Genomic DNA, 13,804 nt, shown 5'->3' on the forward strand with positions numbered 1-13,804 from the left:
CGGGTTCCGCGTCCCGGGGCTCGAATCAAGAGATTCCGGACCATGCCCACCAAATCCTTCCACCGTACCGACCGCGTCTCCGCCCAGCTCCGCCGCGAACTGGGGACACTGGTGCGCGACGCCGTGGCCGAACACGGCCTGCCGTCGGTCAGCGTGTCGGACGTCGAGGTCACGCGCGACCTGGCACACGCCAAGGTGTTCGTGACCGCGCTGCAGCCCGAGCGCGCGGCCGAAGCCATGAAGGGGCTCAAGGCGGCCGCGCCGGAAGTGCGTTACAAGCTCGCGCGCGCGGTGAACCTGCGCCACGTGCCGGAGCTGCATTTCCACTACGACGATTCCGTCGACCGTGGCGAGCGCATCGACAACCTGCTGCGCGACCTGCCGGACACCGGCGAGAGCTGAGCCGTTCGCAGCAGTACCTGCAGGAGCGGCTTCAGCCGCGAGCCCTTGCCTTTGTCAGTGAAAGGTCGAAGGAAATCGCGCTGCTTTGCCGCAGACCCTTCGGTGAACGATGGGCACAAGCCCGCGGCTGAAGCCGCTCCTGCAAGAGCACGGCCCAGCGCCACGCCCCCTACAATCCCCGCATGAGCAAACTGCCGCGCACCCGGTTCCGCAAGTTCGACGGCATCCTGCTGCTCGACAAGCCGAGCGGGCTGAGCTCCAACCAGGCCTTGCAGCGCGTGCGGCACCTGTTCCGCGCCGAAAAGGGCGGGCATACCGGCAGCCTCGACCCGCTGGCCACCGGACTGCTGCCGGTCTGCTTCGGCGAGGCGACCAAGATCGCCGGCGGCCTGCTCGGCGCGCGCAAGGCCTACGACACCGTGGCGCGGCTGGGGCAGGTGACCGATACCGACGACGCCGACGGCCAGGTGCTGCGCGAACGCCCCGTGCCTGCGCTGTCCATCGATGCCATCGACGCTGCGCTGCGTGCGCTCACCGGTCGCATCCGCCAGCGTCCGCCGATCTACTCGGCGCTCAAGCGCGGCGGCGAACCGCTGTACGCCAAGGCGCGCCGCGGCGAAGTGGTGGAAGTCGAGGAGCGCGAAGTCGACGTGCACGCCTTCGAGCTGCAGGCGGCGGCAGACCTGCTCGACGCCGGCGAACCCCTGCTGCGGCTGCGGGTCGAGTGCGGCTCGGGTACCTACGTGCGCAGCCTGGTCCGCGACCTGGGCGAGGCGCTGGGCTGCGGCGCGCACGTGGCGGAACTGCGTCGGCTGTGGGTCGACCCCTTCCGCGAACCCCGGATGTGGACCTTCGAGGCGCTGCAGGCGCTGGCCGGGCGGGGCGAGCGGGGGCTCGACGCCTGCGTGCTGCCGGTGGAAAGCGGCATGGCCTCCTGGCCGGAAGTGGAGGTCGATGCGGCCGGCGCCGCCCGCCTCGGACATGGGCAGGGCGTGGCCGGCGGCTTCGCCCCGACGGGCCAGGTGGCGATCTTCGGCCCCGGCGGCCGGGCGCTGGGGCTGGGCGCGGTCGACGACGAAGGCAGGCTGCGGCCGCAACGTCTGTTCAGCTGGGCCTGCGCCCAGCCGGGCTGACCGTCGCCGGACCGGTCGCACCTTGTGGCCGACACCGCCAGGCGCTACAATTTTGCGGCTTTTTCAAGCACTTTCGAAGCACCTTCCCAGCAAACGGCGAGCCGAGCGGTGCGCGGACCATGCCAGCGGCATGGCGTCGCGTTCCTGCAAGCCACGCATCTACCCAGAGGCAACACCAGATGTCCATCGACACCAGCGCCATCATCAATGAACACAAGCGCGGCGACGCCGACACCGGCTCCCCGGAAGTCCAGGTCGCCCTGCTCACAGCACGCATCGTGCACCTGACCGAGCACTTCAAGACCCACAAGCACGACCACCACAGCCGCCGTGGCCTGCTGCAGATGGTCAACCGCCGTCGCAGCCTGCTCGACTACCTGCATCGCAAGGACGTCGCGCGCTACAAGGCACTCATCGAGAAGCTCGGCCTGCGCCGGTAACCCCGGACGACACCGCGGCGCAGCAATGCGCCGCGGTTCTTTTTTGGATCGCCCTGCGCGATCCGCCCGGTTGGAGGCAGGGGCCTCCGTCCGGTCCATCGCAAGAGTCATCCTAAGGAATTCACACGTGGCAAAAGTTACCAAGAGCTTCCAGTACGGCAATCGCACGGTCACCATCGAAACCGGCGAGATCGCGCGCCAGGCCGGTGGTGCGGTCATGATTTCGTGCGAGGGCACCATGCTGCTGGTCAGCGCGGTCGCCAACAAGACCGCACGCGAAGGGCAGGATTTCTTCCCGCTGACCGTCGACTACCAGGAGAAGTTCTACGCGGGCGGCCGCATTCCCGGTGGCTTCTTCAAGCGCGAGGGCCGTGCAACCGAGAAGGAAACGCTGATCTCGCGCCTGATCGACCGCCCGATCCGCCCGCTGTTCCCGGACGGCTTCCGCAACGAAGTCCAGATCATCGCCACTGTGATGTCCATGAACCCGGAAGTCGACGGCGACGTGCTGGCGCTGATCGGCGCATCGGCCGCGCTGTCGCTGTCGGGCGCGCCGTTCGACGGCCCGATCGGCGCCGCCAAGGTCGGTTACAAGGACGGCCAGTACCTGCTCAACCCGACCGTGTCCGAACTCAAGGATTCGGACCTCGAGCTCGTCGTCGCCGGTACCGCCAACGCGGTGCTGATGGTCGAGTCCGAGGCCAAGGAGCTGTCGGAAGACGTGATGCTGGGCGCGGTGATGTTTGGCCACCAGCAGATGCAGGTCGCGATCAACACGATCAACGAGCTGGTTGCCGAGGCCGGCAAGCCGAAGTGGGAATGGTCCGCGCCCGCCACCGATGAAGGCATCGTCAACGCGATCCGGAACGCCGTCGGCGAGAAGCTGGCCGAAGCCTTCCAGGTGCGCGACAAGCTCGAGCGCAAGGATGCGATCTCCAACCTCAAGAAGTCGATCCTCGCCGCGATCGCCCCCGAGGCGGAGACCAATGCCTGGGCTCCGGGCGCGCTGTCGAAGGAATTCGGCGAGCAGGAATACAAGACCATGCGTGACTCGGTCCTCAAGACCCGCGTCCGCATCGACGGCCGCGCGCTCGATGCCGTGCGTCCGATCTCGTCGAAGGTCAGCGTGCTGCCGCGTGTGCACGGCTCGGCACTGTTCACCCGCGGCGAGACCCAGGCGATCGTTGCCGTCACGCTCGGCACCGCGCGCGATGGCCAGATCATCGATGCCGTCTCCGGCGAGTACAAGGAACACTTCCTGTTCCACTACAACTTCCCGCCTTACTCGGTCGGTGAAGCCGGCCGCATGATGGGCCCGAAGCGTCGCGAGATCGGCCATGGCCGCCTCGCCAAGCGCGGCGTGCTCGCCGTGATGCCAACGATGGAAGAATTCCCGTACACGATCCGCGTGGTCTCCGAGATCACCGAGTCGAACGGTTCTTCTTCGATGGCATCGGTCTGCGGCTCGTCGCTGGCGCTGATGGACGCCGGCGTGCCGATCAAGGCACCGGTCGCGGGCATCGCGATGGGCCTGGTGAAGGAAGGCGACGACTTCGTCGTACTGTCCGACATCCTCGGCGACGAGGACCACCTCGGCGACATGGACTTCAAGGTCGCCGGCACCGAGAACGGCATCTCCGCCCTGCAGATGGACATCAAGATCCAGGGCATCACCGAGGAAATCATGAAGGTCGCCCTGGCCCAGGCCAAGCAGGGCCGCCTGCACATCCTCGGCGAAATGGCCAACGCGCTGACCGCGCCGCGCCCGGAACTGAGCGACTTCGCGCCGCGCCTGATCACCATCAAGATCCACCCCGACAAGATCCGCGAAGTGATCGGCAAGGGCGGCTCGGTGATCCAGGGCATCACCAAGGAAACCGGTACCCAGATCGACATCCAGGACGACGGCACCATCACCATCGCCTCGGTCGACGCCGCCGCCGGCAAAGCCGCCAAGGACCGCATCGAGCAGATCACCTCCGACGTCGAGCCGGGCCGGATCTACGAAGGCAAGGTCGTCAAGCTGATGGACTTCGGTGCCTTCGTCACCATCTCCCCCGGCAAGGACGGCCTTGTGCACGTGTCGCAGATCTCCAACGAGCGCGTCGAGAAGGTCTCCGACAAGCTCAAGGAAGGCGACATCGTCAAGGTCAAAGTCCTCGAAGTCGACAAGCAGGGCCGCATCCGCCTGTCGATGAAGGCCGTCGAGGAAGGCGAGGGCGCGCCGGCTGAGTAAGTTGTCGGCTACATTGCAAGAAAAAAAAGCGGGCTTCGGCCCGCTTTTTTGTTTCCGGCGAGTGTGGTTTCCCGCAGTGAACAAGGTCACCTGAACTCGCTGCATTCCGGATAGATGTTCCCGGAAACATCGGAGATGTAGACATCCCCCTTATCGATGGAAAATGTATACCAGACGCCATACGCACCGTCATCATCGCACTTCTTTCTCAGGGCTTCGGGTGCGGACAGAACAAACGAAACCACGCAGATATTCTCTGGAAAACGGGCGTGTGCGGTTGGCCGGTTGAACTCATCTGATGCTTCTTCCAGATAAGAGATGTGGGTGCTGTGCCTTGAAGCAAGAATCGAAAAATCCCCGACAATTCCTTCGCTCTTGGCCTTGGCTGCTGCTTGCGGACTCATCTGCTTGCCAGGCATGGAGCCATTGGCGAGAGCTGCCGAGAATTCCTCAATTTCGTGATCTATCTCTTCTTCCGAGAGGCATTTGCTACTTGAGGACTCGCTGCGGTAGTCCTCGACGCCTGTATGTTGTGGGATTCGGGCACAGCAACACATGGTTGCCAAGAGCATGAAAAGCAGGGGGACTGGTCTTAGCTCCAGCCCTCTTACCCTGGATGATTCCCAGCACCAGCGCGACTTCCGCCGCGCCGTCCAACGCTTGATCTCTTCGTCCATCACTTGGCTCATCGTGCTCTCCGGGAAAAGGTAGCACCTGAGCAGGAAATCACTGGGTCATTACATTCAGGCGCTTGGCGTCGGGCACGTCCATGCCGCCGAACTTGCGCCGCCACAGGTAGAACGACGCGTCACTGAAGCCGTGCTTGCGGCACAGCTGCTTGACTGGCGTGCCAGCCGCCGCTTCCTTGAGGAAGCCGATGATCTGCTCTTCGGTGTATCGCTTCTTCATGTCCGTCCTCTTGTGAGACGGACTCTACTAAGTTCAGACTGGCCCGGAAATCGGGGGGCAGGTCAGGACGTCGGCACGGCTACGGCCACGCCCCACCCAGAGCACCCGCTTGCGCTCGGAGTCGACGACCACCGTGGCGTAACGATGGCCCTTCTGGATCGCGAACTCGTCCATCGCGATCACCGTCACCCCGGCCAGATCGATCGGTCCCAGCGTCCGCTCCAGGTGCCGGAAGTCGATCGTCTTGACCGTCTTCCAGTCCAGCCCGAACCAGCGCGCCACCTGCAGAATCGAGGTCACCGCACACAGCCGGGCCACGCTCTCGGCCAGCCGTCGCGTCACCCGGGCATGCGGGTCCAGCCAGTCCAACTGCTCCAGTCGCGGTCCGCAGCGCGGGCACACCAGCCGCAGCCGTTCGACCTCCAGCTCCACTGGATCCTCGAACACCGGCAGGTCACGGATCCGACGGATCGCGCGGTCGTGGATCGCCGCCACCTCCTTCGCCACAACCGCTGCAGCGGCGCGCGTGGTCGGGGGCCGGTGTCAGCTCCAGCACCAGCCAGCGGCGCTTCCCACGCCACTCATGCCGCCAGTCTTCAACCCGATACCCCACCCAGCCACCCAGCTGGGCAATACAATCCCCGTCGGCCACGGCCGGCCCCAGTTTGTTGTCTTAGACACCAACAAGTCTGCCCGGTCGGCCGTGCGCCTCTCCCCTCTGTTGGGAGAAGAACCTTTTTTGTTCTCGGAGGGTGTGTTTTCCAAAAGGAAAGCGGATCACCTGAACTCGCTGCACTCCGGATAGATATTTCCGGACACATCGGAGATTTGGATGTCGCCGTTGTGGACGGAAAAGGTATACCAGACACCATATGCCCCGTCATCGTCGCATTTTTTTCTCAGTTCCTCTGGTGCCGACAGCACAAATGAAGTTATGCATGTGTTCTCTGGAAAGGTGGCATGCTTGATTTTTCGGCCGGATTCATCTGGCGCCTCCTCCAGATATGAAATCTCAGTGCTATGCTTCGAAGCTGAGGCGGCGAATTCGCCAGTAATTCCATTGTTTTTAGACTCCTCTGCGGCGAATGAGGACATCATTTCGTATGGAATCGCGCCTTTCGCGACAGACGATAAAAATCGATCAGTTTCTTGTCTTACTCTTTCCTTGGACAGGCATTCATCCCCCGGAAAATTTTCGTCTTGTTGGATGCTTGCGGTGTGCTGTGGTGTTTGGGCGCAGCAAGTAGATGTCAATAATAGTAGGGTGGGGAGGATTTTCATCGTGTTTGTGTTTCCGAATCATTTTCACGGGATTGTTTAAATTTTTCTCTTAGTTCATTAAGAGTGTATTCCTCGTCACCAAGATCTCCCCCTGATTTAATTATTGAAACTGCTGCGTCGTAATAGGATTCGGGAACATAGAATCCGATAAGCTTGTAATTTACCGCATTAAGGTACACCCCCTTGTGGGAGTTAAATGTAATTGAATTGCCTTGATTCCCGCCGAGAACAGAGAGTTCATTTGTTTTTAATTTTCCGTATATGAATGCAGTGTGCCCTGTCCAGCTTGTTTTGCTCCTATATACAACAATTGCGCCATAAACTGCGCTTTCTATCTTTTTGAATTTTTTGTGGGTTGAGAATGATTGTGATGAAGGGCTTCCGGTTTGCTCATACCCAGACTCCTTCAGGCAATAGTTTACAAATGACGCGCACCAAGGGTTTGAGTTGCCTGTCATGGATGGCAATTCAGAACCTATTTCTTTGTGGTAATTTATGGTGTCATCAATGATGCTTTCATTGACGCCTCCCCATTTTTCCAGTTCTCTCAGGGCTATTTCCATCCATGGTGCCCTCTTGTCGGGAGTGGTGAAGTTTTCAATGAATCCAACTGGGTGCAGGTGCACAACTTTTGATTCGGATGGAAACCCGTTCTTGCCCTTGACGTCATTCCATATCTGCAGGCGCTGGATCCTCAGCTTTTCTGCCGTCCAGTCATCTTGGTTCTCTTTGGGAATCAAGGCATCGATTGCATTCCAGCGGTCCATTGGGCCCGCCCATTCACTGTGATGCTTGATCGCCAGCCGTGACAGCGCTTGGGCCAGCCAGGGCTTGTTGAGGGCGTTGCGCAATTCCAGTGGGGTGATGCCGTCTTTGCCGTCAGCATCGATCGCCTCGCACAAGGAGTCGAACAAAGGGCTCATTTCCGCGTTCTGGCTCAGGGCCTCGATCTTGTCTTGTTCGTCTTCCTGCGCCTGTTTGGTCTGTTTGAGTGTTCGTGCGTAAAGGTCCTGTGGCTGCAACGCGCCTGTGTCCATCAGCACGAACCCGGGCCATGCCCACGGTGAGCAGAGTACTACGTTGGGGTGGTCCTTTTCCCGGACCCAACCTTGCAGGGTACCCGTCGCGCCGCCACCCGCGTCGGCCAGGAACCAGCGGGTGCCGTCGGCTTCCGCTGTGGTAGCTTCTGCGGACTTGATTGCAATGATGCGGGAGTGCTCTGCCGCGTCGCCCGATGCATTGGAGACCTGTAGCGGGAACTGCGACCAGACTCGAGCTGGCGTCGGAACGGTATTAAAGCGGTCGGCAACCGATCGGTCCAACCAGACCTCGGCCGTTGGGGTCAACAGCTTGCGCTGGGTATAGGCGGACTTGTCTTTCAGGGCGTTGAACTGCTCCAGCGGCAGTTCGCTGCCATCGGCCGGGTTGACTGCCGATACGAAGATGCGGCCATCACCGTAGGTGCGCGTAGTGGAGTTGAAGCCATCTGGCCGGGGAACCGTGGCGACAGTGCCGCGGTGTCCCTTGACCCAGCGGTTGGAAGCATCAACGCCAACGAACAGGATTGTTTCGCCCGCGGGTACCTCAACATCCGCCTCGGCCGGCTGGACGAACTGCGCACCGGGCTGGATATGTAACAGGGTCTTCTGTTTGGCGTCGAGCTGTGCGTCGCGCTCCTTGCCCTTTTTGATGAAGTCCTCGAGTGCTTTGGGCTCGGCGAACACGTCCAGCTGCACCAGCGACCGTTCCGTGCAGGTTTCCACCATCGGATTCATGTCGCTGTAGCGCTGATATTCGCCCAGATGGCCGATCAGGTCGCCTGCGCTGATGGCGATGGGGGCGTCCGGAACAACGATGGCATCGCGGGTGGAAGGCTCGGCGGCGGTTTTTTCCAGTTCCTTCAGGAAAGCCGTCGCACCTGCGGGTAGTTCGGCGGGAGCGACCTGGCCGCTGACGATCTCGGCGACTGCGTTGTACCCCTTTTTCGCGGATTCAGCGCCCATGCGCAGCTTGGCGCCACGCGGGGCGAAGCCACAGTAATCGCCGTTGGCGTCACGCAGGTTCAGTCCCACGCCATCTTCCGGAATATGCGGATTGTTGGGGTGGTTCTTCCGACTGTCTTTGGCCTTTTCGCCAACCACGTAAACCGGGTCGCCCCAGTATCCGGGGCGCTTTTTCTCTTCGTCGTCCTGGTAGCCCTTCCAGTACAGCAGGTGCATGTACAGGCTGTAGAACACCAGTGACGGATCTTCTTCGGAAGCCGATTCGGTGGGCGTGGCTTCGCCCTGGGCATTCGCATTGCTGGTCGGGGGTTTTGGCAACTGCAGGCGGTGCCGGACCAGTGCGAAGCCGGTCGAGTACTTGGCCGCGGCGCAGGTCTCGTACTTGACGGTGGGATAAGCATCGCCGTCGATGCGCCAGGCAATGACCTCGCCATCCGCGATGCAGCGGATGCCGTCGTCCTGCGCCAGTGCCGACCCCGTTTCTGCCCCGAAATGGATGCCGCCATGCCATTGGCCGTTGTAGCCGATGGGATAGAACCCATCTTCGGCTTTTGACAGGGCCTGGAAGTATTCCTGGGCGTCTTTGATTTCAACCGGCTTGGGGTGAGCAGGATCGCTGTTGTCCGTTTTGGGGAACGGATAGACGATCTTGCGAAGCGGCTTTGGATCCTTGAGTTCGTCAGCCATGAATCATCCTTGATGAGGTCGGTCAGCCGGAGAAATCCAGCATCCGGTTGGGTTCGAGTTTCACGATGCCGTCGGGAAGCGAGAGTCGGACGTCGCCGCTCGCGCCGCCCCTGAACGGATGCTGCGCCGCCTTGACCGTGAACGTGCCGGGGCACTCGAACGTCACATCGCCGCCTTCCAGGGAGACTCGGGTCTGCCCGGCCTGAAGCACGATCTTCTGGCTGGCCAGCACGTCGATGCGCTCGTCGGTGGCGGTGACGGTAACCGACTGGTCGGCCAGCAGTTCCAGTGGACCGGTGTGGGCCTGGAGCGAGACTGGGCCGTTGGCGGCGATGGTGCGGATCGGGCCGTCGTGGGCGTACAGGGCGGCGTGCTGGCCGGAGACGCTGGAGACGGTGTTGCCGGCGCTGAGCTGGGCATCGTCCTGGACGGTCAGGTGCAGGGCGCCGCCGGCGTAGGCGATGGCACTGTTGGCCGTGGCCAGGGCGATCGATTCGGGGGACTCGGCAATGAGCTTGGCGTCGGCGAACCGTTCGACCGGGGCGTCGCCGGGCTCGCGGCCACTGCCCTGCGGCTTCATCGCGCTCTGGCCGTTGACGCTGCCGCCGTACTTGCCCTGTTCCTGCGGATCCACGGCTTCGCGCAGGGCGATGAGCTGCGGATTGGCCGAGAATCCCGGCACCTGCTGTTGCTGCAGGGTGTCGTGCAGGGTCTCGGCGGTGCGTTCGGCGCCCTTGAGCTGGGCCACAGTCTCGGCGATGTCGAACTGGGTGGAAGTGGCGTCCTGGCGTGCAGTGGTCGACAGCAGCAGGCCCTGGCCGGCGTGGACGTTGCCCCAGCCTTCGGTGGCCAACTCGAACCCCTGTCCGCGCAGGCCGCCACGATGGGCGTCCTGGTGATCGATCAGGTAGCCCAGCTCCAGCCGGCTGTCGGCCAGGGACGTGTGCAGGCGGGTGCGCAGTTGGCCCGGCGTGTCGTCGAGCACCCACTGCTGGGTGCCCTGTGCATCGTGCGAGCGCGTGTGCAGGCCGCTGAGGGTGCCGGGGTGGTTGGACGGCCCGTCGATGCCGCCGGCGAACGGCGGGGCGACCTCGCCGTTGTAGAGCTGGCCGGTGACGCGGGGCTGGTCGATGTCGCCGTGCAGGAACTCGACCAGCACCTCGGCGCCGACGCGCGGCAGGAAGTGGCTGCCCCAGTTGGGGCCGGCGATCCACTCGGCGACCGGCACCCAGGTGCCGGATGTGGCATCGCCCGGTGCATGGCCGGGGTGCTGGCTGGCGGTGTCGGTCAGACCGCCGGGGTTGGGCGCGGGGCCGCGCTGCCAGAAGAACTGGATGCGGACCTGATGGTCGCGGTTGGGGGTGAGAGCGGCTTCGGGCAGGCCGACTACGCGCGCGGTCTGCGGCCCGTGCACGGTGGGACGCGAGCGCGGCAGTGGCGCCAGCGGCGTGCCGAGCGGTGCGGCGACGAAGCGGTTGCGGTAGCTGCCGCGCTCCAGATCCGGCGCGGCGAGCAGGGCGGTGATGCCGTGGCCGAGATTGTTGACCGCCACGTGCACGACATGCAGCGGCACGAACGCCTGGCCGTCGTGGTTGGGATGGCGGGCGAGGGTGAACCCGCGTCCGGCGGACAGGTCGCGGGCACTGCCGGCGCCGGCATGCAGCACGTGCGGTACGCGCAGGGCATCGAGGCGGTGCGTGGCCTCGGCATCGGCATGTTCGCCCTCGGCGAAGCGCCCGGCGCGCGGCTGCACGAACACCTCCAGCGCCGGCAACTGGCCGCTGTCGATCTCGGCCTGGCCGGTCACGCTGGCCAATTGCTCGCTGTGCCAGCTGCCGACCTGCACCCGGCCGGGGACGAGCTGGCGCTGTTCGCCGAAGGCGCTGATGGCGTCTTCGCTCTCCGTGGCATCGATGCGGTGGAAGCGGAAGGTCTCGCCCGTGGGCAGCTCGGCCTGCTGGTCGAAGATCACCAGCGTGTGGCTGGCATCATCGTCGTCTTTGCCGTCGCCGGGTTGTGCGTGTTCGAAGCGCCAGGCCAGCCCGGCTTCGGCGAGCAGTCTTGTGGCGAAGTCCCAGTCGCTCTCGCGGTACTGGGTAGTGATCGCGCGCACCGGTAGGGTGCGGGTGACGTCGAAGCGGAAATCCGCCTGCGGGTAATCGGCAAAGACCTGTTCGAGCACGCCGCGGGTGTCCAGGTCCTGGAAGATGAGCGCGTTGCGGCGGTGGGTGAGCAGCGCAGTCCAGGGCTCGAGGGTCAGCCGGTAGCGGGCCAGACCGCCGTCGGCGCCGAGTGGGGCGACGGCTGTGCACAGGCCGTGCCAGCGGCGCTCCCCGCCGTCGGCCTGGCGCAGGCGCAGGCCCAACGGCTGGCCGAGCAGGCCGTCGCCGGACAGGAAGGCGGACGTGGCCAGCACGTCGACTTCGAAGCGGAACGGGGCGCAGACGGCTTCGTGTCCCTCGAAGCGTTCCACCACCAGCCCCGATACCGGGGCGTCGAGCTGGATCAGTCGGGCGTGTTGCGACGGTACCGCAAGCGCGGCAAGCGCCTGCTGGGCCAGAGACGGCATGTCCATATCGTTCTCACGGCAGGGTGATGGTGACGTGGGCCGTGCGTTCGGGCATCTGCACGACGTGTTGGTAGGCGGCCAGCTGCTGTTCTGTCTGGTGGCCGAGCCAGGCGCGCATGCCGAAGTAGCCGAGCACGCCAATGGCGGCGACCACCACGGCCGGCAGCCACAGCGGCACCACGCGACGAAGCGTGTGCGCGACGTTGTCCGGCGGCGGCCAGTGCGGTGCGAAGCCGGTGCGCTTGCCCTTCAGGTAGACGATCTCGTCGCCCAGGCGCGCGGTGAGGTAGCCCAGCTTCTCGGGGCCTTCGAGCCGGTACTTGCCTTCGAAGCCGAGCAGCAGGCAGTAGTGGTAGACCTCCAACGACGGCAGCCGCGGCGCGCCCTGTGCGCGCAGCTCTTCGAGGCGATCGAAGAAGTGCTCGCCGGCGAGATGGTCGCCGAACAGGCGCAGCTGCAGCGGCTGCAGTTCCCACGCGTCGCGGATCTGCGACGGCTGCGACAGCATGACTTCGTCCACGGCGGCGCAGAAGGCGTATTTGGCCGCGTACACGTCTTCGGCCGCGATGCCGAGCTTCATCGCGCCGCGCTCGACGCCGTCGAGGAAGCGCTGCACCGACTGCACGAAGCCGTCGACATCGCCGGGCATCTGCCCACGCTTGAGCAGCAGCAGGAGGTAGAAGCCGTCCGACATCAGGTCGAGCAGCGAACGCGGCGCGGCGCCACCGCTGCCGCCGGGGGCATTGGCCAGCTGCGGGGTCAGCGACGGCATCGCCGCGGGCACGGGAGGGAGCCTGGAATTCATGGGGCCACCGCGATCAGTTCGAGCTTCAGGTCACGGATGCCGGACGGCACATAGATCATCAGCGACTGCGCCTTGAGCATCCGTTCGTACAGGGGACCACGTGCCTCGACGCTGAAGTAGTAGCTGCCCGGACGCACCGGGATCGCCGCCGGCACCTGTGCGGCGTGCGTGAGCTTGACGCCCGGCAGCGCGGACAGCACGCATTTCTCCACGTCGTCCGGCGCGCCCACCTTGAACCGCACGGGCACGGTCTGGACGAGTTCCTGCCCGGGCATGTCCGCGGCGACGCCGAGGTAGAACGCGCAGTGTTCGTCGATGCGCTGCGAGTCGATGCGGCCGACGTGGAACGAAGGTTTCACCTCGGACAGCGCGATCTGGAAGTAGCGCGCCGAGATCACCGTCTCGAGCAGCTCGCGGATCATGTCGAACAGGCGGTCGAAGCCCGCTTCCGGCGCCGCGTGGTCGTACCTGGGCAGGTCCGACAGGCCGTAGGCCTTGGAAAACGTCAGCAGCCCGCCGGCCAGCCGCAGCAGTTCCTGGTGCAGCCGCTCCGGATGCAGGCCGGGGTTGTGGAACAGGTGCGAAAGCGTGGCGAACGACGATGTTGCCGTGTGCAGCAGCCAGAACGAGGCGATGTCGCCGGAACGGAACTCGATGATGTGCTGCGACGGCTCGCGGTGCAGGCCGTACAGCGCGTCGACCTTGGCCTGCAGCGAATCGAGCAGGGTGCGCAGGCGCGCGTGCAGGTGCGGCGCGGCACCAAGGCCGGCGATCGGCGGCACGAACGCGTCATCGAGCTCGAACCCGCCCGTCGGCGTGCGCCGCACCCGCGCCACTGGCAGGGTGGTGTAGGCATCGCGCGGCTTGTCGTCGGTGAGCAGGCGCACCGCCTTCTGCAGGTAGGCCAGTTCGGCCTCCGCGGCGTCGGTGAACAGGTCGGCGGTCGCCTGGTTGCTCTGCACGAAGCGTGCCGAGCCGGCGTCCGCGCCGTCGCAGTTGCCGCCGTGTTCGCGCAGCAGCGGCAGGGCGAGGTGGATCGTGGTCGACTGCACGCCGTCCGGCAGGTCGCCGAGCGAGAGCGCTTCGGGAAGGGGGTCATGCGACGGTGCGTCGTAACTCTCGCCGTCCGGAAAGATCAGCGACAGTTCCAGCGCACGCAGCGAGCCGGTAGCCAGGCTCTGGGTGTCGAACTTCGCGCGCCGCAGTCCCCAGGCATGGGGGTGAAGGCTGCGGGCAAGGTCGTGCAGCCGCGCCTCGTGGTAGGCATCCTGCCGTTGGAAGTGCTGGGGCCGCAAGAACAGGCCTTCACCCCAGAACACCTTCGTCATCCGACTTACGT

11 protein-coding genes and 1 pseudogene are annotated in these 13,804 nt (G+C 64.3%); 4 read left to right on the forward strand and 8 right to left on the reverse strand.

Annotation, left to right across the window (positions count from 1 at the left end; translation table 11 throughout):
• The first annotated feature begins 42 nt into the window (after window positions 1-42).
• The 4 genes from rbfA (at window position 43) to pnp (ending at window position 4,211) form a co-directional block, all read left to right on the forward strand.
• The gene (gene rbfA / locus ABD679_RS10780; RefSeq protein WP_344759989.1) at window positions 43-402 is read left to right on the forward strand and encodes a 30S ribosome-binding factor RbfA; all 360 of its coding nucleotides are present in this window, start codon (window positions 43-45) and stop codon (window positions 400-402) included.
• Window positions 403-584: 182 nt separating this feature from the next.
• Window positions 585-1,535 carry a tRNA pseudouridine(55) synthase TruB gene (truB, locus tag ABD679_RS10785; RefSeq protein WP_344759990.1) on the forward strand — a complete coding sequence of 317 codons (951 nt, stop codon included), beginning with the start codon at window positions 585-587 and terminating at the stop codon, window positions 1,533-1,535.
• Window positions 1,536-1,714: 179 nt separating this feature from the next.
• A complete protein-coding gene (gene rpsO / locus ABD679_RS10790; RefSeq protein WP_344759991.1) occupies window positions 1,715-1,975 on the forward strand; it encodes a 30S ribosomal protein S15 in 261 nt (86 codons plus the stop codon).
• Between the two features lie 127 nt (window positions 1,976-2,102).
• Entirely contained in the window at window positions 2,103-4,211 is a 2,109-nt protein-coding gene (gene pnp / locus ABD679_RS10795; protein ID WP_344759992.1) for a polyribonucleotide nucleotidyltransferase, read from the forward strand.
• Between the two features lie 86 nt (window positions 4,212-4,297).
• Here the strand turns inward: pnp and ABD679_RS10800 are convergent, their stop codons facing one another.
• From ABD679_RS10800 to tssK, 8 genes and pseudogenes are all read right to left on the reverse strand, one after another.
• Entirely contained in the window at window positions 4,298-4,900 is a 603-nt protein-coding gene (locus ABD679_RS10800) for a hypothetical protein (protein WP_344759993.1), read from the reverse strand.
• A gap of 55 nt (window positions 4,901-4,955) precedes the next feature.
• A pseudogene (locus ABD679_RS10805) lies at window positions 4,956-5,120 on the reverse strand (transposase); the annotation flags it as partial.
• A 33-nt stretch (window positions 5,121-5,153) separates the two neighbouring features.
• Complete coding sequence (locus ABD679_RS10810; RefSeq protein WP_344759994.1) at window positions 5,154-5,627, reverse strand: helix-turn-helix domain-containing protein; 474 nt, start codon at window positions 5,625-5,627, stop codon at window positions 5,154-5,156.
• Window positions 5,628-5,897: 270 nt separating this feature from the next.
• The gene (locus tag ABD679_RS10815; RefSeq protein ID WP_344759995.1) at window positions 5,898-6,401 is read right to left on the reverse strand and encodes a hypothetical protein; all 504 of its coding nucleotides are present in this window, start codon (window positions 6,399-6,401) and stop codon (window positions 5,898-5,900) included.
• Window positions 6,398-9,091 (reverse strand): TIGR02594 family protein, encoded by a 2,694-nt coding sequence (locus tag ABD679_RS10820; protein ID WP_344759996.1) that lies wholly within the window; start codon window positions 9,089-9,091, stop codon window positions 6,398-6,400. Before ABD679_RS10820 ends, ABD679_RS10815 begins: the two co-directional genes overlap by 4 nt.
• A gap of 22 nt (window positions 9,092-9,113) precedes the next feature.
• Window positions 9,114-11,666, reverse strand: a complete 2,553-nt coding sequence (locus ABD679_RS10825) for a type VI secretion system Vgr family protein (protein ID WP_344759997.1) — start codon at window positions 11,664-11,666, stop codon at window positions 9,114-9,116.
• A 7-nt stretch (window positions 11,667-11,673) separates the two neighbouring features.
• The gene (icmH, locus tag ABD679_RS10830; RefSeq protein WP_344759998.1) at window positions 11,674-12,465 is read right to left on the reverse strand and encodes a type IVB secretion system protein IcmH/DotU; all 792 of its coding nucleotides are present in this window, start codon (window positions 12,463-12,465) and stop codon (window positions 11,674-11,676) included.
• A complete protein-coding gene (gene tssK, locus ABD679_RS10835) occupies window positions 12,462-13,793 on the reverse strand; it encodes a type VI secretion system baseplate subunit TssK (RefSeq protein ID WP_344760021.1) in 1,332 nt (443 codons plus the stop codon). The genes icmH and tssK overlap by 4 nt, the downstream gene beginning before the upstream one ends.
• Window positions 13,794-13,804 lie beyond the last annotated feature (11 nt).

The organism is Luteimonas lutimaris (genome assembly GCF_039537065.1).
GTDB classification, from domain to species: Bacteria; Pseudomonadota; Gammaproteobacteria; order Xanthomonadales; family Xanthomonadaceae; genus Luteimonas; species Luteimonas lutimaris.